The sequence below is a fragment of the Pseudoalteromonas sp. SWXJZ10B genome (assembly GCF_015864475.1).
GTDB classification, from domain to species: domain Bacteria; phylum Pseudomonadota; class Gammaproteobacteria; order Enterobacterales; family Alteromonadaceae; genus Pseudoalteromonas; species Pseudoalteromonas arctica.
Map to the genome: position 1 here is coordinate 1 of NZ_JADYXD010000001.1, position 22,380 is coordinate 22,380.

Genomic DNA, 22,380 nt, shown 5'->3' on the forward strand with positions numbered 1-22,380 from the left:
CTGTGAAAGTGTTATGGCAAGGATGGCTTAAGTTACAAGCCATCCTGGAAGGCTACGATTTAGCAAAATCTCTTGAGCCAGACTTGTGATCAAGAGACAGCTTAAAGAGGCTTAATTAAAAGGTGTTTTACTGCGTTGTTTTATCGCTTTTGGCGGATTCTGGTAGGCCAAAAGCGCGGTCAAACGCCCATGTAAAAATAATTGCATAGATAAAGAAAAACGCAAACAGGCCAAGGTTTGCTATTAATGCATTTAGGGCTGATATATTTAACCACAACGACATTACAGGGATTAGTAATAATACCAACCCACCTTCAAAACCAATGCCGTGCAATAGACGCCTGCCTAAAGTACGCCCTCGCTCAGCTTGCTTTGCTTCCCAGCGTTCAAATAAAGCGTTAAATACATAATTCCAGCCAAGTGCAATACTTGATAAAACAATCGCTAAACCGATTGCTGAAGAGGCTGATTTGTCAAAAATAAAGCTGATAATAGGGCCAACAAAGGCAATGGCAAAAAATTCATATAAGACAGCCTGTAATACTCGGCGTTTTTTAGGAGTCATAATTAATCCCTGTTTAAGATACTTAGCTTAACAATTGATTGATACAGTTAAATTGTACCTCGCGTTTTAAATAATTGTACAGGTATGTTGCTGTAAGTACGCCATAAACGTATCTAAATTACCTGCGTTTATTGGCTATTTTTAGTTTGTTGGATATAAACCAAACAGTTGGCTGGCTTGTTGTTTTCCCCCATATTTATGGATATTACTTACAATCTAAAAAATAGATTGCTTTAATCTAAACAATCAATTTTATTTAATTACCCATTAGCCTTATTGTACTAATCAAGCCAACGCAAAAGGTCGTTTAAAACGAAAGCGTTGATTACTTTTTAAATACATTAAACATAGATGAGGAAATACCATGAGCACTTCATTAATCAATACAAAATTACAACCATTCAATGCAACCGCTTACCACAACGGTGACTTTGTAGAATTGTCTGAAAAAGATGTTCTAGGTAAATGGTCAATCTTCTTCTTTTACCCAGCCGATTTTACGTTTGTATGCCCAACTGAACTTGGCGACATGGCAGATTATTACGCACAATTACAAGAAATGGGCGTAGAAGTATACTCAGTATCTACTGACACTCACTTCACTCATAAAGCATGGCATGACACGTCAGACACTATTGGTAAAATTACTTACCCAATGATTGGCGACCCAACAGGCCGCATTACACGCAGCTTTGGCGTAATGATTGAAGAAGAAGGTTTAGCACTTCGCGGTACATTTGTAATGAACCCAGAAGGCGAAATTAAAATTATCGAAACTCACGATTTAGGTATTGGCCGTAGCGCTAAAGAACTTGTTCGTAAAGTACAAGCTGCACAGTACATTGCAACTCACGACGGAGAAGTTTGCCCTGCATCTTGGCAGCCAGGTGAAGACACACTTGCACCTTCATTAGACCTAGTGGGTAAAATCTAAGTATAGATTTATTCCTACTATAAGGGCAGGTAACTGCCCTTAAATCAACGAACATCCGTTTGTTGGTGCCTCCTATATCAAAATACTTGTTTAAGCACATGCATTATTTGGCATGGGAGGCTTGCTGTTTAAATTTTCCTAAAAGGGTTAAGCCATGTTAGATAACAACATAAAAAATCAATTAAAAAGCCATTTTGAATCGCTTACTCAACCTGTTGAGCTGCTTATTGCCTTGGATGACAGCAAAAAATCAGCAGAAGTAGAAAGCTTAGCAAACGATTTAGCCTCACTGAGCGATAAATTTACGGTAATAAACAACCCCGACACAAGCGCACGTCGCCCGTCAATGGTTGTACATTCACCTATTAAAAACACTCATATTACGTTTGCAGGCGTACCTATGGGCCACGAATTCACAAGTTTAGTGTTAGCGCTTTTACATACTGGCGGACACGCAAGTAAAGCCAAAAGTGAAGACATTGAGCAAATACAATCGCTTACTCAAGAGCTCAACTTTGAAGTATATATAAGTTTAAGTTGCCAAACGTGCCCGCAAGTAGTGCAAGCACTTAATACTATGGCAGCGACAAACAGTAATATTAAAGCGACCATGATTGATGGCGCATTATTTCAAAGTGAGGTAGAAGAGCGAAATATTTTAGCTGTACCGGCTGTGTATTTAAATGGCGAACCATTTAGCCAAGGTGCACTAAGCCTTACCGATATACTTAATAAAGTAGATAGCAAAGGGGCACAGCGCCAAGCTGAATCGCTAAGTAAAAAAGATAAATTTGATGTACTTGTAATTGGTGGCGGGCCTGCGGGCGCATCGGCTGCGATTTACTCAGCACGAAAAGGGTTAAATACAGGTATTGTTGCCGACAGATTTGGCGGACAAGTTGCAGATACATTAGCAATAGAGAACTTTATTTCGATTAAAGCCACTGAAGGGCCAAAATTGGTTGCCCAGCTTGAAGAGCACGTTAAAGAATACGACGTGGATGTAATGCATAATCAGCGCGCAGCAGCACTTGGTTATAACAATGGCTACGAAATTACACTAGAAAATGGCGCAGTACTTAAAGCTAAGTCGCTCGTACTTGCCACCGGTGCACGCTGGCGTGAAATGAACGTACCCGGGGAGCAAGAATATCGCGGCCATGGTGTGGCATATTGCCCACATTGCGACGGCCCTTTATTTAAAGGTAAACCTGTTGCTGTAATTGGCGGTGGTAATTCAGGTATAGAAGCGGCAATCGATTTAGCCAATATTGTACAAAGCGTTACGGTACTTGAATTTGCAGACACATTACGTGCAGATGAAGTGCTTATTCGTAAAGCTAAAAGCATGGCCAATATTACTATTATCAAAAGTGCACAAACAACTGAAGTATTAGGCAATGGTAAAAAAGTAACTGGCTTAATGTACACAGATAGAGTGTCGGGAGAGAGCAAAGAGCTTGAACTTGACGGTATATTTGTACAAATAGGTTTGATACCTAATACAGAATGGTTAAAAGACAGCGATCTTGAATTAAGCAAATTTGGTGAAATACTGATTGATGCTAAAGGCGCGACGTCATTACCAGGCATTTATGGCGCGGGGGATGCAACCAATACTCCGTTTAAACAAATTATTATTGCAATGGGCAGCGGTGCAACAGCAAGTTTAGGTGCATTTGATTATTTAATTCGTCACTCTGAAGACGCTGATCAAAGCGCTGCTTAACATTATTTAATAAAAAATTTAGTAAAAACTCTCTTGATATAACAGCAAGGCTACACCCATAGCTGTTTGTTAACCCAAGCCGCCCTTCTCCAAAGGCGGCTTTTTTAATGCTTAAGAATTAGCACACGATTTAATCGCACCCACCACCAGAATCACCGCCGCTACAATTTGTGTGAGAGTGCGATGAGTTACTGCTAGAGGAAACTGATGAGTCACTGCCAGTATAAGCGGATGATCCACGTGATGACTTAGCACTGATAAATGTAACTAACAGCAATACGCCTGATACGATAACAATTGTTATTGATGAGCTCCATTGCCCAGTGGAAACGCCTTTAAATACTGCAACAATAAGTACTGTTAGTAATATAGTTCTAATTATGTTTTTCATTTTATGTTCTTATTTTTTACCAGTGGCAGTGCAGTAAAAATTAGCTGATTTTTACGGTATGCTCAAGCGCATTAATAACCGCTTTTTCAAGTATGGGTAGTTTAAACGGTTTTGATATAAACATATCCATACCGGCTTGTTTGCAGGCAAGTTTGTCTTGTGATGAAGTATTAGCAGTTATAGCCACTATGTAGGTTTCTTCATGCGAGCAGATGTTTTCTGATCTAAGCTGCTTTGTTGCCTCAAATCCATCGAGTATGGGCATTATGCAGTCCATAAAAATAAGGTCATAATGCTTTTGGCGACATTTTAATACAGCATCTTGGCCATCAACTGCTGAGTCTGCTTTAATATTAAGCTTGCCTAAAGAGGCATGAAGTACTAACCGATTGATGTCGTTATCATCGACTACAAGCACTGATAGTTCACTGCCGTTGATATCTAACGTTGATTTAAGGCTTTCTTGTTTTTGTTCTGTCCCTTTCTCAATAGGAATATTTACTAAAAACGTAGTGCCTTTATTAGGTGTACTTTTTACCTTTATTTTCCCGCCCATATATTCAACAAGCTCTTTTACTATTGCAAGGCCAAGGCCTGTTCCACCTTTTGAATTCTTAGCATCTACTTCTTGAGAAAAAGGAGAAAACAGTGATTCTAAAAAGTTTTTACTCATTCCTCGGCCTGTATCAGACACTTCAATATTTAAACTTAGCTTATTTTTTATTTTAGAAAGGCTGGTGTTTAATGTAACTGAACCATTTTCAGTAAATTTAAGTGCATTACTCAGTAAATTAGAAGCAATCTGACTAAGGCGTGTGTTGTCGCTAAACGCCCAGCAGTTGTCATCAATTGTATTATTTACTTGTAGCGTTACATGCGTGTTTTTAAATAGAGGTGTATACAAAGAAGTTAAATCGGTAAAAATTGTTTTTAGTAAAAAGTCAGTAGGTTCAAGCTTTAGCTCACCATGATTAATTTTAGAAAAATCGAGCACTTCGTTAATAATACTAAGTAAAATATCGGCGCTTCTAAGTCCTATTTTAATTTTTTCAGCGCGAACTTCTTCACTGTGTTCATCAACTAATGTGGTTAGCATACCTGTAATGCCATTCAGTGGGGTTCTTAATTCGTGGCTGATTTTGGCAAATAGCATGCTTCTGTCTTCAAGTAGGCGCTCTGCTTGAGCTTGCTTTTGTTTAAGCTCTTCTCGGAGCATTACTGACTCGGTGACATCTTGGCAGGTGCCAAATAATCGGACACATCGGCCTTCATCAAATTCGGCCTCACCAAAGGTAGCCACCCATAAATGTTTATTTTTAGCGGTTACTATTTCTAGTTCTAGATTCCATTTTTTGCCTTTTTCTATGGCTAATTCTACCGCGCGAGTAATGCCTTCACGACTTGGACCTTCTTTATAAAACTCGACTGCAGAATTCATTTGCGGTTGAAATTGTTCATCCACCTCATGTATGAGGTATGTTTGCTCGCTCCAGGTAATTTTATCGGAGATTAGATCAACCTCCCACGTACCTATATTTGCAACGTTTTCTAACTTTAATAAAGTATTACTATTTTTTATGAGTTGTTCTTTAGCTTGGGTGCGAGCAAATTCCGATCCAAGCCATTGTGCAAATAACTCAATATAATCATAGGCTGCATCATTAAAAGCTGGAGAGCTGTTTATGGATGAAAAGTTAACGGTACCAAATGTTTTTTTACCAATTTTTATTGGCGCGCCAATATAAGACTCTAACTGAAAGTTTATATAACAGGGGTGGTTTGCAATTGCGCTTTGAGATGCTTTATGAAAGGCAAGTGCAGAGCCTGCAGCGAGCGTATGTACGCAATAGGTGCCTTGTAATTCAAACACGGTACCGGGTAAAAGTGAGTTGTCAGGGGTTTTGGCATATAAAACGGTGTAGCTGTTTTCATCTACTTTACTAATAATACCTAGCTCAAGGTCAAATACTTCTAACCCAAACACTAAGAGCTTATTAATTTTATTTTCAAAATCAAGAGATTGATTAGAAACTATATCGTGAAAACATCGTAAAAAATTCAAAAGAAAACACCCCGTAAGCTTTTGTTCAATTTATATAATACATAGGCCAATTAGGGCATTGGTATTAGTTTAAAATCCAGTTTAGCAGTTTTAATTACTAATAACTAAAATTGATACGTATTAAATTTTATAACCTTATGTTTTTATGAACTAAGTTAGTGGTTTATTAATAGTAGTATATACCGCCGAGCATGTAATACTCAGCGGTATACTTTTAATACGTTGAATTTGGGGTATATTGCGGGTTGATATCGCCGCCCACTTCTTCTGGATCTACATCGTTAATAAGCAATGTTTCGCGTACAGCTTCTATGTGATCAAGCACTGTTTGGTAGCGTTCGCCATATTCGTACTTTGTAACTTCAATAGCTTTAGGCATATACGTAAAGGCTATTTTAAGTGCGTGGAGTGCTTCTTCGTTTATTTTTTCGCTCATGATTTTCCTCGAATTTTAAATGTAAGCTAGGGTTAATAAAATAACACCAAATACAATACGATAAATACCAAAACTTACAAAAGTGAAGTTTTCTAAAAATCGAATAAACAGTTTAATAGTAAAATAGGCAACAACAAAAGAGGTAATAAAACCCATAGCAAGGGCAGTTAGGTCATCTAAGCTAAACAGTTGGTAATGTTTAAGTAAGTCGTACCCTGAGGCTGCTGCAAGTACAGGTAAACCAAGTAAAAATGAAAATTCAGCGCTGGCTTTTCGGTTTAAGCCACATAACATGGCACCAACAATAGAGCTCCCAGCACGACTAGTCCCCGGAATTAACGCAAATACTTGTGCTACGCCAATCCAAAGAGCTTGTTTATAAGTAACTTGGGTTACATCGGTAGTTGTGCAGTGAGTTTCTTTATAACTGCGCTCCAATAGTAAAAAAATCACACCGCCTACAATAAACATAACACCTACTACTGGTACGCTAAATAGTGTTTTTATTACATCGCTAAATATAAAGCCAATAATACCCAAGGGAATAAATGCAATGGCAACTTTCACCCATAAATTGAAATGTTTAGGGCTGAACTTGTCTTTATAGTTGGCTAGTACTGCTAAAATGGCGGCAAGCTGGATAATTACTTCGAAGGCGAGGTTAGCATCTGTTGATTCAATGCCTAACCACTTTGACGCTACAATTAAGTGCCCAGTTGATGATATGGGTAAAAATTCTGTTATACCTTCAATAATACCTAAAATAATCGCGTTAATTATATCCACGGTTTACTGCTTCCTGAAAATTAAAAAGCCCGAACTCGGCTTAACTGAAATGACGCATTACTGCGTACCTAAATTGCGAGGCGTAGCATAAAAGCTCTTAAGGCAAACCAACAGTGTTTTTAGACTTAATTTGTTTAATAAATTGCATTAAGCATTAAATGCACAATATAATAGCAATTGTTATCATTTGCATGTGCTGTTTTGTATATGTTTGGGCAAATTTACTGAGCGAATAATGAATAATAAAAAAACGTTTACAGCTACACGGCGAAGGCACCTAATTGCGTGTGTATTAGCGCTAGTTACAGCGGTAATAATGATTCCGGGTATGACAACCTATTTACCGTTTCAAATGAATGAACAAATATTACTGCCTATTTTACTCTTTCCTATTATTTGGACTGCGTTGTTTATTTATGCGTATTTGGCGCAAAAAGTATGGCAACCTTTTGTAGTAATGATTGCATTGTGTGTATTACATGGTTTATTGAGTTTTTGGGCGTTAACGCAGGGGCAGGGATGAAGTCGATTACTTTAAAAAAGCTATTTTTATTACATAGCTGGGTAGGAATTATTACTGCGGTACTGCTATTTATTGTTGCATTTAGTGGGGCGTTAGCAGTTCTGTCGCGACCTGAGTTAAAAATATGGGCTAATCCAGAACTACAATCTAGCCAATACGTTGCCAGCGCGCAAATTAACCGACTAGTAAACGAATACCATAAAAAAGTACCTAGTGAATTTGGCGAAAACATTCATGTGTTTTTACCAAGTGGGCATAACTTTCATTTGTTAACGTTGGTATTTGAATCTCACCATGGCGATGAAAATTACGACCAAGAGGTGGCCAGAGTATTTCAATTTCATCCCGATACGTTGACGCTGGAAAATACTTACTATGGGCCTAGTAAAGAGTTTTACGCCAATAAAAAAACGGATGCGCCAACTTATATAGGTGAGTTTCATGCAGATTTGCATTTAGGGCGACCAATAGGGTTAATACTCACTGGATTTTTAGGTTTAACGCTTTTAGTAAGTGCAGTGACAGGCTTGTTTATTCATCGCAAATTGATAAAAGAGCTCTTTACGTTTAGGCGAGATAAAGGATTAGATATTGCAGTGAGCGATGCTCATAAGGTTATAGGTATTTGGGGGAGCGTTTTTAACATTGTGATTGGTTTTACAGGATCATTTTTAGGGCTCGCGACCATTATTTTACTACCAGCCGCTGCGTTTGTGAGCTTTGGTGGCGATCAAGATAAGTTAATAGAAACGTTTACCGCCATTCCTGAGCCTGTAGTTAGTCACATTAAGCAACCTACAAAAATAGACACTATTTTAGAGCATGCTCATAGTCGTTACCCTAAAGCAATAATTAGAGATGTAACAATAATGGCGCATAACGATGCGAATGCGCAGGTATATTTGCGTTTGTTAGGTGGTGAGGCTGTTGCTTCTCAGTTACTGCATTATCAGGGCAATGGTGAGTTTGTGCAGTCGATGAGTAGTTTTGGTGATATTTCAGGTGTTTCGATAAAAGTAATTGAGTTGATGTTTCCGCTGCACTTTGGGAACTTTGCAGGAGTGTTTGTAAAATTACTTTGGGTATTGCTTGGCTTAAGTACTGCGCTTTTACCTATTTCGGGCATGATGATGTGGCTAACAAAGCGCACACGTGGCAGTAGCCCTTCACTGAGTATGCAGGCATATGCACACTGGAATCGTTTTATTATTGGCAGTTGTGGCGGTTTGGTATTAGCAAGCTTTGTGCTATTTCCTGTGCAAGTTGTACTTAATTATAGCGTTGTTGGTGTGGCGCAAAATAGCTTTTTTGGACCCGTGTTCTTTTATACGTGGTTGGCATGGTTACTCTTAAGTGTATTACCCATTGGTTATAAAAACTACTTTAAGCTGACTCTTTTATTATGCGGCGCTTCGCTTGCTTTGGTGCTGCCACTTAATATTTTACTTGGCGTTAGCAATGTTATTAACCTTAATAGCTCGCTTGTCGCGGTAGTAGATATAAGCTTTATGGTGGTGGGTATCGTGTGTATGTTTGTTGCCTTAAAAATAAAAAAAACACAAAAATTACAAATTGAGGTACAACCCGCATGAACGAGCTACTAATTACAATTGCGATGGTAAGTTTATTATTAATGATGCTCAACCTACGAAAAAACACACTTACATTAGCGACTAAAACATTTTTAAGTGCACTGCTATTTGGTTTAGCGCTGATATGTTTTATGAGTGTTTACGGTATTTTAGGCGGTGCAATATGCACCGTTGTAGGAGCTATGTTAGCTGGTTTACTAACCGCAGTTATTGCGGGTAAAGCACCGCAATTATTAGGTTAAATAATGCAGTTATTTAGCTAAAAAGGTCTTAGCAGTATCAACTCCCATGTTGTAACCACTATTAAGTATTTCAAACTTTTAGTGGTACGCCCAACTTTAAAATTAGCCGGTGGTGCAATGATATTGATTTTGCAGTCACTAGGGCGTGTTGATCTTTGTGGATTGAAATTTGTTCAATCTAGGGGCGATTAAATCGCGGCGCGAGGTTTGTAACCTAGTGGGCTAAGTAAAAACCGAGCAACAAAGAGTTAATCGTCCCTAGAAAGAACCCAAAGGGCAGCGCATGTTTGGTATTTATGCTGCGTTATCGCCTATTCATGGGGAATAACCACACTACATAGGCTCCGCCTTGCCTAAAAACCAAACATACTGCTGCAAATTCACCCACCAAAGATCAGCACGCCCTAGGGTATGTTGATAAATTAAAGCCAGGTACGTATCGCGAAATCAACTGTTTTCTGGTAAGGTTTGGGTTACAAGGCTTTGTTAATAATAAAGAATAAGTATTTATGTTTGACCCTAGCGTAACCATTTTTGAAAGCACACAGAATCAGCTTGCAGAAAGTCCTCTTTGGCACCCTATGCTGAATACTTTTTTTTGGGTCGACATAAATAAAAAATTACTTTTAAGCAAAAAAATACACAGCGAAAGCCAACTAAAAACAGTTAATATGCCTGATACACTAAGTGCAATAGCGTGGATTGATGAGCAGCACTTGTTGCTAGGTACAAGTACTGGTTTATACAAATACCATATTAATTCGTGCACTCGCCACCTTATTCTTAATATTGAAAATACGCAACTAAATAGGCGTTCAAACGACGGCCGCGCTGATCCATGGGGTGGTTTTTGGTTAAGTACAATGGACGTAAATGCTAAAAAGGGTGACGGTAAAATATACCGTTATTATAAACACCAGCTTAAAGTCGTTGTAAGTAACTTGAGTATCCCAAATGGATTGTGCTTTGATAAGCCACGTTTACGCGGTTATTACTGCGACTCTTTAACGAGTTGTATTTATGTATTAGATTTGGATGAGCAAACTGGCGAGCCTTGCTCTGAGCCACGTGTTTTTTATCAATTTAATAATACTGATGTTGACCCCGATGGCTGCGTAACCGACCAATTAGGTAATTTGTGGCTAGCTGTGTGGGGAATGGGGTGTGTTATGTGTTTATCCCCAGGCGGTGAGCTAATTAAAACAATAAAGCTTTGTGCAATAAAACCGACATGCACTGCATTTGGCGGTAAAAATGCTGAATTGTTACTTGTGACATCGGCATTTGATGAATCGATTAATAATACTGTTACTGAACAAGGCGCTGTATTTCAAATCTCAGGCATAAAAAACGGGCAGTTTGAGCCGCCCGTTTTACTGTAATTTATTATACACAGTGCTTGTTTTAAAGTGATGGTTAGCTTTTAGGCTTAACCCACATAACACCCACTTCTTTTTTGGTTACTAAAACCTCAGTACCGGCGCTAATTGGTTGCTCACTTTTGAGTTTCCAGCTAATACCTGAATATTGATGTGTAGTTAAACCTTGTTCTGTTACATCGCTAGTAAGTACAAAAGTAAGTTCAGCAAAATCACTATTCACTTGCTTTTTATCTACGCGATTTTGCATTTTTTTTAATGGTTTCCAAAGTGCAACGGCTAAGCCAGCTGTTACAACTGCATTACTCCAAAGGGCTGTTGTTAATGAGTCAGGTAAAATACCAAAACTCATTAATAATCCTGTAAGGAATAACGATAATCCAAAAAACAACAAAATAAATGTAGAAAGGCCAAGTACTGCTACTTCTATTATTAAAGCAACAATACCAAGTACCATAAGTGTTTGCGGTAAATTTTGCGTAATAAAATCCATACAAACCTCTTTATTTAGTTATTAACCCAGATGCTTTTTATTTAAGCTATTAATGATTGCCATACCTTGGGCAACCATTGAGCTTGCATCTGTCGCGTTGTCTGGCAGTAATACAATTGATGATTCACGAGCAATCGCTTCTTTAGCCGCGATTGCTTTAGTTGCTAAATCTAACTGAATTGCTTTTTGACCTTGCTCTGTATCTGCAGCTTCACCTATTTTAATAAGTGCATTTGCTTGTGCTTCTGCAACCGTAGTAATAGCTGTTGCTTCACCTTCAGCGCGTAAAATTTGCTCGGCTTTGTCGGCTTCAGCAGCAAGTACTTGTGCTTGTTTTTTACCTTCAGCAACGTTGATATTTGCTTGGCGATCACCTTCTGACTCTAAAATTTGAGCTCGTTTAACACGCTCAGCTTTCATTTGTGCTTCCATCGCTTCCATAATAGAGTTAGGCGGCACAATATCTTTAATTTCGTAGCGAAGTACTTGAATACCCCAAGGCTCAGATGCCTGGTTTATAGCTGCAACAATGTTGGTATTAAGTAAATCACGCTCTTCAAATGTTTTATCAAGCTCCATTTTACCTAATTCTGAACGCATTGTTGTTTGCGAAAGTTGTACAACTGCAAATGTATAGTCGTCAACGCCATACGTTGCTTTGTATGGGTCTAGTACCCTAAAGTACAGTACGCCATCAACTATAAGTGAGATGTTATCTTTAGTGATAGCTGACTGCGATGGTACATCTTGAGCTTGTTCTTTTAAGCTACGATCAGCCGAGATTCTATCAATAAATGGAATAATAAAGTTAAGGCCGGCTTCTTTAGTTGATTGGTATTTACCAAAACGTTCGATTAACCAGGCGCGGTTTTGTGGTACAAATTTAACGCTACTTTTTAAAAGCACGATAACAAAAACAAGTAAAAAAGCCTCAACAGTAAAAACCATATCGAGAATTTGTGTGACTGGATCCATTTAAACATTCCTTATAATAATTAAACGCTGAGTGGTTGTATTGTTTATAATTTCAGCGTGTATAGATTATCACTACAGCGAACTTTTAACCACTAAAACTCACTGTAGCGCGCCGACTTAGTCGGTTTTTTTAAAACTGGCTATTTTATTTCTGCCTGCTTCTTTTGCGTTATAAAGGGCTATGTCGGCGTTAGTTATAACTTCTTTAGGTGTTGTTTTTTGATTGGGTATAAGGCTATAAAATCCGATACTCAAAGTGAGGTATTTACTGGCACTTGAAAAGTTATGTTCAATTGCAAGTTCTGCAATTTTTTCCTGAATAAGAACTGCATATCTTTGACAATGATCTGTGTCGACTGCAGGTAAAATTATCGCAAATTCTTCACCACCGAAACGAGCTGCTAGATCACCTTCTCGTTTACACAAATCGTGCAGCGCTTTGGCTACTCGTTTTAGTACTTCATCGCCTAGCTGATGTCCATAGTTATCGTTATAACGCTTAAAAAAATCAATATCACACATTATTAAACTAATGGGTTCTTTATTACGTGCGCCGCGCTTAATTTCGCATTTTAAAGTTTGATCAAAACAGCGTCGGTTAGCAATGTTTGTAAGGCCATCAGTATTAACTTGTTTGTTAAGTTTATGATTGGCATTAATGAGTTGCTGCTGAGCTTGTTGTAGCTCTTGCTTGTAATTTAAATTTTTGAAAGCATTAGCAAGCATTTCACCTACTAACCTTAAGCGAATAAGGTCTAAATCAGTCCAGTTTCGCTTTTGAACAACGCAATCACAGCCTATAAAGCCAACGAGCTCTTTGTCATAACGTAGACCAATGCAAAGTACTGATTTTATTTTTTGTCGCTGGAAAATTGTTTTTTCGCTCATTGCTTGAATGGGTAACGACGTTACATCGTTAACTCTAAATAAGTGAGTACGTGCCATCAAACTAAAAAAGTAGGGGAGATCGCTTTTCGGAAGGTTTTGTAAGTCCTCTTTAAATGCTTGTATATCATTATTGACCCATTCGTGGGTGTTATTTATGGTTTTACCATCCTCGGCAAACTTAAAAAGATAACTTCTATCTGCGTGGCAAACGGTACCAATAGCTTTTAATGCGTAGTTGATATGCTTATCAACGTCGTCGTTTTGAATATCAATTAAGTCAGTTGATATGTTCGAAATAATATTATCAAAATCATATTGTTCATCTACATTATTATTCAATACATCGATTATAATAATGGAGCTTGAGTTAGGTAATTTTGCAAATTTTACATTGAGTAGCAATTTAGATACCTGTTTTGATAAAACAAACTGGCATTGGTTATTTGCAGTGAAATAATCAAAGAATAGCTCCTCGACTAATAGTTCTTTTTTACTGTGATGATTGGTTAAAGTGATGTGTGAAAAATCAATTTTATTAAAATGTGATTTATTTCTTAAGCCAAACAAGTCCTGTGCTTGGCTGTTAACTTTAAATATATTTTCATTGGCATCATAAAGTAATACACAAAACGGCAGTAACTCCAAGTTTCGCCATATTTCATTTGATAGGTTATTACTCACTCAACTCTCCATGTGTTTAAGCCACAATTAAATTGTTATCTATTGTATTTTTATTGTTTTTACTTGGGCGTGTTAATCGTCCTTAGATCGAGCTCAAAAGGCAGCGCATGTTTGGTATTTATGCTGCGTTATCGCCTATTTATGGGGAATAGCCACACTACATAGGCTCTGCCTTGCCTAAAAAACAAAAATACTGGTGTAAATTCAACCACCGAAGTTCAACAAGCCCTACTAATTATTAGCACATTTTTTTTGATTTACTAAGTTTTTAGTGCGTTTGAGGGCAGTACGTATTATAATTGATACTGTATATCATTACCCTTTTCTACTCTAAGCCATCTTTGGTTTATTTGCACTTTAAGTATAGGTTATTCAAGCATTTCATGACAGAAATCACTACACACCAAGCTTCTCGTCGTCGGTTACTTATTGCACTAGCAATTACGTGTTCGTTTATGGTAATTCAGGTTATAGGTGCTTATTATTCTAATTCGCTTGCTGTACTTGCCGATGCGGGGCATTTGTTTGTTCACAATAGCTCGTTATTCATCGCACTGATTGCATCAAGTCTCGCTATTCATTTTGCTAAAACCTATAACGATGGTCATCAAAGAGCCGAGCTTTTGGGTGGTCTGGTGAACGGATTTTTATACCTAGCAATCAGTTTAATTATTTTGTATGAAGGTGGTGAGCGCTATATACACCAGCATGAAGGAAATGAGCTGGCTATTAATAGTTATTTAATGTCGGTTATTGCTGCTATTGGTTTTTTGTTTCATGGTGCTGCTGCATGGGTTTTATATAAAGGCCGCAAAGCGAGTATTAATGTTTACGCGGTATTTTTACATTCATTCTTTGATTTGATTTCTACTGTATCGACATTTGTGGCTGGTATTCTTATATATTTTACGGGCTGGGTTGTTATCGATATTTTATCGAGCATGTTAATCGCCTCTTTCGTGTTGTTTACCGGTGTTAAGGTCATTATTAGTTGTATAAAAGGTTTACGCTTAAATAAGGCCAAACTTCCTAAAGTTGCAGATATTGAAAGTGAGATTACAGATATGGAGCATGTTCACAATGTCCATAACGTCACTGTAACGCGCAAATATAAGGGGGTAGTAGTCGGGGCGCACGTTGTACTTAAAGAGCATTGTACTATTGAAAAACACGATGAAGCATGTCGTATGAAGGTAGAACAACTGTTAGCTGAAAAATTTAATGTACGCAATAGTGTATTACAAATAGAAAGCCACGAATGCCATCACATCCATTAGTAGCATCTAATTAATATAAAAGCGTGTAATAATGATTAGCACGCTTTTAATGTTTCAAATCAAATCAAATCAAATCAAATCAAATCAATGATATTGCTAAAACAATCGCTTTTACGTAAGTCTTTAGCATCCATTGGCCTTGCAAAGTAATAACCTTGCAGTACAGTACACCCAACCTCTGTTAAAAAGATCATCTGTTCGCGCGTTTCTACTCCTTCTGCAATACAGTAAAGATCTAGGTTTTCGGCCAATGAAAGAATGGTCTTAATAATCGATTCATCCCCTTTATCTATACCAATACTGTTTACAAAGCTTTGATCTATTTTAATAACATTAATAGGAAATTGGCTCAAGTAGGTGAGTGACGAGTAACCAGTACCAAAATCATCAAGTAGTAATTTAAACCCAGCAGCTTTTAAGTTTTGTAGCTGCTTGGCTGCTTTGAGTTTATCTTCTAGTAAAATACTCTCTGTTATTTCAAGTCTTAATTGTCTTGGATGAACTTGAGAGTCCGCTAATATGGACATTAACCGCTGGGTTATGTTTGTTTTTAAAATGTGTTTAGGGGATAAGTTTAAAGATATATAAAACAATGGGTTTGCGCTGAGTATAGGTGCAATTTCAATAAGAGCTCGTTGCAATGCTTGCTCAGTAAGGAGTTCTATTAAACCAGTTTCTTCTGCTACCGGTATAAAAAGTGCTGGCGATACCAACTGTCCTTGATTTTTCCAGCGCATGAGTAACTCCACGCCATTTATTGTTTTTTCTTGTATGTCGATAATGGGCTGATAGTGATTAAAAAATCGGTTGTCTTTTACTGCATCTTTTAAATCATTTTCGAGCAGTAACTTTTGTTTTATCAGCTCATTCATTTCATCGCTAAAAAACTTAAAGTCGTTTCTCCCGCCTTGTTTAGCGTGCATCATCGCAACATCGGCATTACGGATAAGTATATCGGTGGTTACAGCATCGAATGGGTATAAAGCGACGCCAATACTGGCTGAAATATTAATAGAGAAGTCTTCAATAATTACTTTATTAGCTAACTCATTACTAATTTTTCTTACTGTATCGCGAAGAGACTGAAGCGATTTTATATTTTGAATCAGCACTAAAAATTCATCACCACTTTGACGGCCAAGTTTTGCGTTTACGCCAAGCATACCGTTTACTCTTTGGGTAATATTACAAAGTAGCTTATCACCAACTGCGTGGCCAAAAGAGTCGTTAACAGGTTTGAACTTATCTAAATCAATAAATAATAATGCGCATTGTGTATTACTTTCATTGGCATGTTTAATCGCGTCTTCAATATTTTTATACATTAAACTACGATTAGGTAGATGCGTTAGAGGATCAAAATTAGCCAAATAGCGCAGTTCGTTTTCTGCACGTTTTTGCTCAGTTAAATCTGTAATAACAACCACGTAGTAGCTTGCAGTATCTTTTGTTACGGCTGTGGCGCTTATATGTATTGGATGTTCGTTACTTTTTGCTGTTTTTATATAAGCATCACTTTGCCAGTTTTCTGTAGCTTTTAATTTTTTTAAAATATTTGCAAACTCTCTACACTTATCTTTACCAATGGCCCTAATAAATAATTTTGGGCTAATTTTAGTGGCTGCTTGTTCACTTGAAAACGTTTCAATAAAACTGTTGTTCGCAGAAAATGGCATTAAATGCTTATCGAGTATAAGTAACCAGTCGTTTATTTGGCTAAACGCTTCACCTAGAATTTTTGCTTGTTGCTCATTAGCCCGTTGCTCCGTGATATTGGTATATATGCCAGAAACATATAGCGGCTCATTTGTTTGAGGATCGTATATAACTTGTCCTGTATCTTGATACCATAACCAATGCCCATTTTTATGCTGTAGACGATAAGTTGCTTGCCAGTTTTGTTGTTTTTTGTACTTGAAGTAGTTTTCCCATTGGTTTTCAAAACGACGTCGGTCATCTGGGTGTATAAGCGCTAAAAATTGTTCTATGTGTACGCGTACAGGCAAGCCTGTATAGCCTAATTCACTTCCTCTGAGCGTACTTACGGAAGCATCTTTAAAATTATAATCCCACACGCCACTTTTGTTATTTTTAAGCGCGAGTTCTGTTTGCTTTTGCGAATGAATAGTCGCTCTATGGGCTTGTTCAATTGCAACTTGGCGGCTGCGGTATTGCCAAAAAATGAAAAACAACACGGCAATTATTAAAACTACATAGGCGACAATAGCAAAGGGCGACTTCCATGGTGCGTAGGCCACGTTGATATTAAGTGTGGCAGGTTCGCTTGTAACAATACCATCGCGATTATGTGCTGATATTTTTAGCGAATAACTACCGGGTTGAAGTTTTGTGAAAAACACTTGGTTAGATTGTAAGTCTTCATATGTAAGGGACGTTGGCCCTGAAAGAATTACCTTATAATATGCTTTGTCTATATTGGGGTAAGAAAAGTTAGAAAAACTAACTGTAAGGCCCATGTCTTCATAACTGAGATCAAGTGGTTGGCTAAGGTATTTATGAGGGTAATAATCGAGCTCTTTGGTAAAAAGATTTATATCGGTAATCGCTACACTATTTTTTTTAAATAATTCTTTTTCATCAAAGTCTAAGGGGTCAAAAAGTAGGGCGCCCGCATTACTACCAAATATAAGCCTGCCATCGTTTAATGTTGTTGCTGCTATAGGAGTAAATTGGTTTATATTCAACCCGTCTTTTACTGAATAACTCACCACATTGAGTGTATCTAGGTTTATTTGATATAAACCATTGTCGGTACTTGCCCATAAAAAACCATTTTCATCAGGAAGTAACGAATAGATAGAGTCAGTATTAAATGAATTTTTTAATCCTATGTAGTGTTTTCTCTCATAAGTAACTGGGTCAACACCAAGCAAGCCTTCGTGGGTGGTTGCCAACCATAAGATATTTCGTTTTGAGTCTAAGTAAAAATTTTCTACAGTGTAAAAAATATCTTCTTTAGGATTAAATGACTGAAATATAGTCGTTAAAGTTTTCGTTTTTTCGTTGTACCTAAAAAAACTTTTTGATGTGCCAAGTACAAACTCTTCAGGATGTGTGTCGAGGGGTTTATAAAAAGCATAAGAAAATAAAGGGTCAACTTGCTCTTTGAGTCCTTTAATAATTCTTGTTTTTCCGGTTGTTTCATTAAAAATATAAAAATTATCATCAGACATAAATGCATATTTATTTGCATCAACTTGGGCAAAACCAAATAAGTTGAGCTGGTTAATTACATTATTGTCTGTGTCTTTATTTTCAATAACTTTACCCGTTTGCTTATCAAAAAGTTTAAAACCATCATAAGTAACAAGCCAAAAAAATTGATCGTTTCCAATTGAAGACGCAAAAATATCAAATACCGCAGATGCTCCGTATATTGCTTTTGAGTCGGTCGAGCTTAAATATACTTCACTTTTATTTGTTGATTTGTTATAGCGCGCAATTCCATCTTCTGTTCCTAGCCATATAATATTATTTTTATCTTGGTAGGTGGCATGAACAGTATTGTTACCGGGTAAAAAAATGTGTTTAAACCGTCGGGTTTTAATTGGCCAGGTAAACACGCCTTGGGTTCTAGATGCGAGCCAAAGCACGCCGGACTTATCAATCATTAGATCGTTGATTGAGTTTTCATTAATATTAAACTTACTTTTTTCATAATTTAATATGAACTCTAACTCTTTGGTTTCGCGGTGATAACTAAATAATCCACTTTCGGTTGCTACAAACTCGCCGTAAACAGTATTGGCATAATCCCATATATTATAATCAGGAATTAATGTTGTAACATTTGCTGCAGATATATTTTTGTTATTATCAAATGCTAATTGATACATACCTTCGACAGTACCAACAAGTAATCCTAATTCATTATCTACACTTAAAAATTTGACGTTTATATTATCTATCGTATTTTTTTCAGGGGGATGAAGAGGGATTTTTACAAGTTCTGAATTATCTATATTTGCAGTGTATAAACCATCATTTGTACCAATATATAAAGTGTTTTTATATATCGTTAATGACCTAATGTAGTCCCTTTTATTTGGGAGTGCTAGCTTAAGTGTAAAGTGTTTACTCGTCTCATCAAATGTATATATTTGACCATCTATGGCGAAGTAAAAAGTATCTTGTTGCTGAGTCATTGCGGAGATTGGAGAAAACATCTTTTTTTCTTTATCTATTTGACCAGAATAGATTTTTTCGGTTTTTAAAGTGAGGGGATCTATTATATACGCACCAGAAAGATCAGTTGAGACAATGATTTTTCCGTCTTCGGCTTTAAATAATGCATAAATATAGTGTTTATCTAAGCCAAAGCCACCATTAAAAGTTTTTACTTTATAACCATCAAAACGGTTTAAACCCTGTTGGGTTGCTATCCATATGAAGCCAATGTCATCTTCTTGCGACTGCAAAACGTAACTTTGCGAGAGACCTTCGTCAGTAGAAATTCGTTGTAATTGTTGAGCATAGTTTTGTGATGCAAAAGTGCTTTGGATGCATAGTAAAAAAACAATGGTGATATGAAAAAAAAGTTTGCTCAAACGCACTTATAAACACTCTCAGTGGAGGATAGGATGATACTTAGCTAGATAGTAAATATAGCATAAGTTTTTATTTTTTAATTGCAAATAATATACGTAAAGTTAAAAGCTCTATTTTCAAATAGTGAGCTAATCTATATAGATAACAGTTAATATTCATAAGGAGAGTATAGTGGTTTTATCTAATATTGATGCAAAAAATAGCGTGTTATTAATAATAGACTTACAAGAGTTGCTTGCTCCTGCAATTAAAGACTTTCCGAATATTTTAAAAAGTACATTGCAGTTAGCGCAGGCGGGTATTATTCACGGCGTCCCAGTCTTAATAACCGAGCAATATGTCAAGGGGTTGGGCGAGACTAATCAGCAAATTAAAAATACGTTACCTAATGCTACGTATTTTCATAAAACGTACTTTAGTGCGTGTGCAGAGCCTGGCTTTGTTGATAAGTTAAAAAGCTATGGTAAAAAGCAAGTTGTTGTTGTTGGCACTGAAGCGCATGTGTGTGTTTTACAAACATGCTTAGATTTAATAGAAAATGGTTTTGAAGTTATTATCGTACACGACGGAGTTGGCTCGAGAAATCCGCAACATAAAAATTTGGCGATTGAACAGCTACGCCAAGCTGGTTCGGTAATTTCATGCGCTGAAATAGTTGTTTTTCAATGGACAAAAAAAGCAGCAACGCCTACGTTTAAAAAAATACTGCCTATAATTAAGTAGACCGCATGTATATAATGTAAATTAAATGTATTATTTTTTGACGTGTCGGTAGTTTATTATTGTGTTCAGTAAACTGAAACTCGTTTTGATACGTATATTGCAGACTGCTTTATAAAACAACAATGCAAACAACAATTTTAAGGTTCTTATGTCTAGTATTGGCCGGTTATTTACAATTATTTTTAGTCTTTTGTTTGTCGAATCTATCGCTATTGGCTTGTATTTCGACACATTAGCGCAGGCCTTTATGATAGGTTTGCCATTGTGTTTATTACCTATATGGCTTTTAAACACACAAGGGGATAGTCCTGTTACCCCGCATGTGGTAGCTGCCGCCATAATGATGTTTTCTTTTTTGCACATTCAACAAACTTTTGGGTTGATTGAAGTCCATTTTGAAATATTTATTTTAATGCCCATGTTAATTGTTTTTGTACAGTGGCGAGTGTTTATTACTACAATTGTATTTGTAGCTGTTCATCATTTATCTTTTTATTATTTACAAACTCAAAATACAGGATTTTATGTATTTGACCCTGATAGGCTTGCTTTTACTACGGTGCTTATTCATGCTGGATACGCAATAGTTGAAGTGTTAGTTGCAGGCTACATTGCCGTAATGTTGCAACGCGAACGTCGTGCTGGCTTATCTTTAAGTTATGCGACAGATCAAATAATGAAAGACCCTGAAAACATTAAACTCTCTCTTCGTGCTGATGACACTAAAAGTGAGGCTGTAACAGGGTTTAACACGTTACTAGATTACTTATCTGATGTTATTAAACAGGTACAAACTCAATCAGAATCACTGCAAAAAAACTCACAAGAGCTTATACATGTTCATGATCAGCTGGCCGGTGGTGCAGTGCAGCGTACACAACAAACTGATGATATTGCTAATTCTGGCGCTCAAGTTGCTAATGGTTTTAAACTTGTAGAAGAAGAAAGTGAGGTACTTAAGCGCCAAGTTGATCACATTACACAATCTGCAGGTGATGCATTAAAAGAAGTGCTTCAAACAGACGCTAAAAGTAGAGAGTTGTTAACACTACTTAACCATACCGAAGAAAAAATAAACCACTTAGTGGCAGCGGGCGATGTTATTTCAGGTCTTCTTAATGAGATATCAGGTATTGCTGAGCAAACAAACTTACTTGCTTTAAATGCCGCTATTGAAGCTGCCCGTGCAGGCGAACATGGTCGAGGTTTTGCTGTCGTTGCTGATGAGGTAAGATCTTTAGCTAACCATAGTAAAGCAACAACAGATAAAATTAGTCTAACATTAAAAGATCTTGTTAATAATAGTAAAACGTCAACACAATCAATGAGTCAGTGTGTGAATTTTGTAGTCGATTTAACAAGTATTAGTGCTGCAATGAAAGAGAATATTTCAGCAATGAGCGAGCAAATAGCCGCAGTATCTTCAAGCTCTGATTCAGTTGCACAAGTTGTAGCTGAGCAGGCAGGTAATACTGAATTAATAGCAAGCAGTACTGATACTATGCGCCAAAATCAGTACCAAGATACGCAAATAGTGCAGCAGTTAACCGCTAAGGTGCAGTTAATCGATGTAAGTATTGATGTGTTAGAGCAAAGCATTGCCAAGTTTAAATAAATCTAACACTTTCGTATTTTCGCTTATAGCTACATGGCTTATTTGTGTTGTTGCAGGGTTAGTTTATTTTCAATTAGAGCAGCTTAAACCGTTTGATAGCTCAAAAGTTTTATTGCAAAAACACTGGTTTAATAACTTTAAAAAGCAATTGGATTGGGTTGATACTGGTGAGCCGTCTTTAGTGCTTATAACAGAAAAAAAATGCGGGTGTACTATACAAGCTAAGCCGCATATTTCATCGTTAACCTCTTTTGCTGCCAATAAAGCTATGAAGGTTGTACAAGTTGAATTAACACCAAAGCTTAAACACGTTATTCCGGCAACGCCTGCCGCCGTTATTATTAATAAAAACGGTGAGTTTGTTTATGCTGGGCCGCTCTCTGAAGGGTTAGCTTGTGCCCAAGGAAGTGGTTTTGTTGAAACTGCGGTCACTAATTTAGCTGCTGGTTTTAACTCAAACCTCTTAATTACACAAACCAAGGGATGTTACTGTGTAAATAATGCATAAACAACGTGCAGG

General features: G+C 37.1%; 19 protein-coding genes and 1 pseudogene. 10 read left to right on the forward strand and 10 right to left on the reverse strand.

Features of this window, described 5'->3' with window-relative positions:
• Window positions 1-127: 127 nt before the first annotated feature.
• Entirely contained in the window at window positions 128-565 is a 438-nt protein-coding gene (locus I6F54_RS00005; protein WP_165729524.1) for a PACE efflux transporter, read from the reverse strand.
• Window positions 566-929: 364 nt separating this feature from the next.
• On the opposite strand from I6F54_RS00005, the gene ahpC reads away from it, so the two are divergent.
• Window positions 930-1,499: an alkyl hydroperoxide reductase subunit C gene (ahpC, locus tag I6F54_RS00010; protein WP_011329895.1), complete on the forward strand. Its 570-nt coding sequence runs from the start codon at window positions 930-932 to the stop codon at window positions 1,497-1,499.
• 154 nt (window positions 1,500-1,653) lie between these two features.
• Window positions 1,654-3,228 carry an alkyl hydroperoxide reductase subunit F gene (ahpF, locus tag I6F54_RS00015; RefSeq protein WP_197139303.1) on the forward strand — a complete coding sequence of 525 codons (1,575 nt, stop codon included), beginning with the start codon at window positions 1,654-1,656 and terminating at the stop codon, window positions 3,226-3,228.
• A 130-nt stretch (window positions 3,229-3,358) separates the two neighbouring features.
• On the opposite strand, the gene I6F54_RS00020 is transcribed toward ahpF, so the two are convergent.
• From I6F54_RS00020 to I6F54_RS00035, 4 genes are all read right to left on the reverse strand, one after another.
• The gene (locus tag I6F54_RS00020; protein ID WP_010555288.1) at window positions 3,359-3,619 is read right to left on the reverse strand and encodes a hypothetical protein; all 261 of its coding nucleotides are present in this window, start codon (window positions 3,617-3,619) and stop codon (window positions 3,359-3,361) included.
• A 40-nt stretch (window positions 3,620-3,659) separates the two neighbouring features.
• Complete coding sequence (locus tag I6F54_RS00025) at window positions 3,660-5,681, reverse strand: GAF domain-containing hybrid sensor histidine kinase/response regulator (protein ID WP_165740004.1); 2,022 nt, start codon at window positions 5,679-5,681, stop codon at window positions 3,660-3,662.
• Between the two features lie 214 nt (window positions 5,682-5,895).
• Window positions 5,896-6,117, reverse strand: coding sequence for a penicillin-binding protein (locus I6F54_RS00030; protein WP_165729518.1), 222 nt, complete (start codon window positions 6,115-6,117; stop codon window positions 5,896-5,898).
• Window positions 6,118-6,132: 15 nt separating this feature from the next.
• Window positions 6,133-6,903, reverse strand: coding sequence for an undecaprenyl-diphosphate phosphatase (locus I6F54_RS00035; protein WP_165729517.1), 771 nt, complete (start codon window positions 6,901-6,903; stop codon window positions 6,133-6,135).
• Between the two features lie 235 nt (window positions 6,904-7,138).
• Here I6F54_RS00035 and I6F54_RS00040 point away from each other — a divergent pair, with 235 nt between their 5' ends.
• The 3 genes from I6F54_RS00040 to I6F54_RS00050 are packed head-to-tail and all read left to right on the forward strand — an operon-like array spanning window position 7,139 to window position 9,260.
• Window positions 7,139-7,426: a hypothetical protein gene (locus I6F54_RS00040; protein ID WP_024591874.1), complete on the forward strand. Its 288-nt coding sequence runs from the start codon at window positions 7,139-7,141 to the stop codon at window positions 7,424-7,426.
• On the forward strand, window positions 7,423-9,018 hold the full coding sequence (locus I6F54_RS00045) for a PepSY-associated TM helix domain-containing protein (RefSeq protein ID WP_197139304.1): 1,596 nt from the start codon (window positions 7,423-7,425) through the stop codon (window positions 9,016-9,018). The genes I6F54_RS00040 and I6F54_RS00045 overlap by 4 nt, the downstream gene beginning before the upstream one ends.
• A complete protein-coding gene (locus I6F54_RS00050) occupies window positions 9,015-9,260 on the forward strand; it encodes a hypothetical protein (RefSeq protein WP_007581829.1) in 246 nt (81 codons plus the stop codon). Before I6F54_RS00045 ends, I6F54_RS00050 begins: the two co-directional genes overlap by 4 nt.
• Window positions 9,261-9,269: 9 nt before the next feature.
• Here the strand turns inward: I6F54_RS00050 and I6F54_RS20225 are convergent.
• Window positions 9,270-9,403, reverse strand: a pseudogene (locus I6F54_RS20225) (DUF6363 domain-containing protein); the annotation flags it as partial.
• A gap of 366 nt (window positions 9,404-9,769) precedes the next feature.
• Here I6F54_RS20225 and I6F54_RS00055 point away from each other — a divergent pair.
• Window positions 9,770-10,642: an SMP-30/gluconolactonase/LRE family protein gene (locus tag I6F54_RS00055; protein ID WP_024593088.1), complete on the forward strand. Its 873-nt coding sequence runs from the start codon at window positions 9,770-9,772 to the stop codon at window positions 10,640-10,642.
• Window positions 10,643-10,676: 34 nt separating this feature from the next.
• Here I6F54_RS00055 and I6F54_RS00060 read toward each other — a convergent pair whose 3' ends face one another.
• The 3 genes from I6F54_RS00060 to I6F54_RS00070 all read right to left on the reverse strand — a co-directional run bounded on the left by I6F54_RS00060 (window position 10,677) and on the right by I6F54_RS00070 (window position 13,676).
• Window positions 10,677-11,132, reverse strand: a complete 456-nt coding sequence (locus I6F54_RS00060; protein WP_197139305.1) for an NfeD family protein — start codon at window positions 11,130-11,132, stop codon at window positions 10,677-10,679.
• Between the two features lie 21 nt (window positions 11,133-11,153).
• Window positions 11,154-12,107 carry a slipin family protein gene (locus I6F54_RS00065; protein WP_007581832.1) on the reverse strand — a complete coding sequence of 318 codons (954 nt, stop codon included), beginning with the start codon at window positions 12,105-12,107 and terminating at the stop codon, window positions 11,154-11,156.
• A 117-nt stretch (window positions 12,108-12,224) separates the two neighbouring features.
• Entirely contained in the window at window positions 12,225-13,676 is a 1,452-nt protein-coding gene (locus I6F54_RS00070) for a diguanylate cyclase domain-containing protein (protein ID WP_197139306.1), read from the reverse strand.
• A gap of 383 nt (window positions 13,677-14,059) precedes the next feature.
• Between I6F54_RS00070 and I6F54_RS00075 the strand changes: the two genes are divergently transcribed.
• Window positions 14,060-14,953 carry a cation diffusion facilitator family transporter gene (locus I6F54_RS00075; protein WP_007581834.1) on the forward strand — a complete coding sequence of 298 codons (894 nt, stop codon included), beginning with the start codon at window positions 14,060-14,062 and terminating at the stop codon, window positions 14,951-14,953.
• Between the two features lie 74 nt (window positions 14,954-15,027).
• Here the strand turns inward: I6F54_RS00075 and I6F54_RS00080 are convergent, their stop codons facing one another.
• Entirely contained in the window at window positions 15,028-19,527 is a 4,500-nt protein-coding gene (locus I6F54_RS00080; protein ID WP_197139307.1) for an EAL domain-containing protein, read from the reverse strand.
• 166 nt (window positions 19,528-19,693) lie between these two features.
• On the opposite strand from I6F54_RS00080, the gene I6F54_RS00085 reads away from it, so the two are divergent.
• The 3 genes from I6F54_RS00085 (at window position 19,694) to I6F54_RS00095 (ending at window position 22,368) form a co-directional block, all read left to right on the forward strand.
• Window positions 19,694-20,245, forward strand: coding sequence for a hydrolase (locus I6F54_RS00085; RefSeq protein ID WP_165728423.1), 552 nt, complete (start codon window positions 19,694-19,696; stop codon window positions 20,243-20,245).
• A gap of 148 nt (window positions 20,246-20,393) precedes the next feature.
• On the forward strand, window positions 20,394-21,860 hold the full coding sequence (locus I6F54_RS00090; RefSeq protein ID WP_197139308.1) for a methyl-accepting chemotaxis protein: 1,467 nt from the start codon (window positions 20,394-20,396) through the stop codon (window positions 21,858-21,860).
• Window positions 21,844-22,368, forward strand: coding sequence for a DUF6436 domain-containing protein (locus tag I6F54_RS00095; protein WP_007581838.1), 525 nt, complete (start codon window positions 21,844-21,846; stop codon window positions 22,366-22,368). The genes I6F54_RS00090 and I6F54_RS00095 overlap by 17 nt, the downstream gene beginning before the upstream one ends.
• The last annotated feature ends 12 nt before the right edge of the window (window positions 22,369-22,380 follow it).

Bases quoted from the DNA above. Each gene is read 5' to 3' on its own strand.
- I6F54_RS00005 (WP_165729524.1), bottom strand. From the start codon at position 565: ATGACTCCTAAAAAACGCCGAGTATTACAGGCTGTCTTATATGAATTT.
- ahpC (WP_011329895.1), top strand. From the start codon at position 930: ATGAGCACTTCATTAATCAATACAAAATTACAACCATTCAATGCAACC.
- ahpF (WP_197139303.1), top strand. From the start codon at position 1,654: ATGTTAGATAACAACATAAAAAATCAATTAAAAAGCCATTTTGAATCG.
- I6F54_RS00020 (WP_010555288.1), bottom strand. From the start codon at position 3,619: ATGAAAAACATAATTAGAACTATATTACTAACAGTACTTATTGTTGCA.
- I6F54_RS00030 (WP_165729518.1), bottom strand. From the start codon at position 6,117: ATGAGCGAAAAAATAAACGAAGAAGCACTCCACGCACTTAAAATAGCC.
- I6F54_RS00040 (WP_024591874.1), top strand. From the start codon at position 7,139: ATGAATAATAAAAAAACGTTTACAGCTACACGGCGAAGGCACCTAATT.
- I6F54_RS00045 (WP_197139304.1), top strand. From the start codon at position 7,423: ATGAAGTCGATTACTTTAAAAAAGCTATTTTTATTACATAGCTGGGTA.
- I6F54_RS00050 (WP_007581829.1), top strand. From the start codon at position 9,015: ATGAACGAGCTACTAATTACAATTGCGATGGTAAGTTTATTATTAATG.
- I6F54_RS00055 (WP_024593088.1), top strand. From the start codon at position 9,770: ATGTTTGACCCTAGCGTAACCATTTTTGAAAGCACACAGAATCAGCTT.
- I6F54_RS00060 (WP_197139305.1), bottom strand. From the start codon at position 11,132: ATGGATTTTATTACGCAAAATTTACCGCAAACACTTATGGTACTTGGT.
- I6F54_RS00065 (WP_007581832.1), bottom strand. From the start codon at position 12,107: ATGGATCCAGTCACACAAATTCTCGATATGGTTTTTACTGTTGAGGCT.
- I6F54_RS00075 (WP_007581834.1), top strand. From the start codon at position 14,060: ATGACAGAAATCACTACACACCAAGCTTCTCGTCGTCGGTTACTTATT.
- I6F54_RS00090 (WP_197139308.1), top strand. From the start codon at position 20,394: ATGTCTAGTATTGGCCGGTTATTTACAATTATTTTTAGTCTTTTGTTT.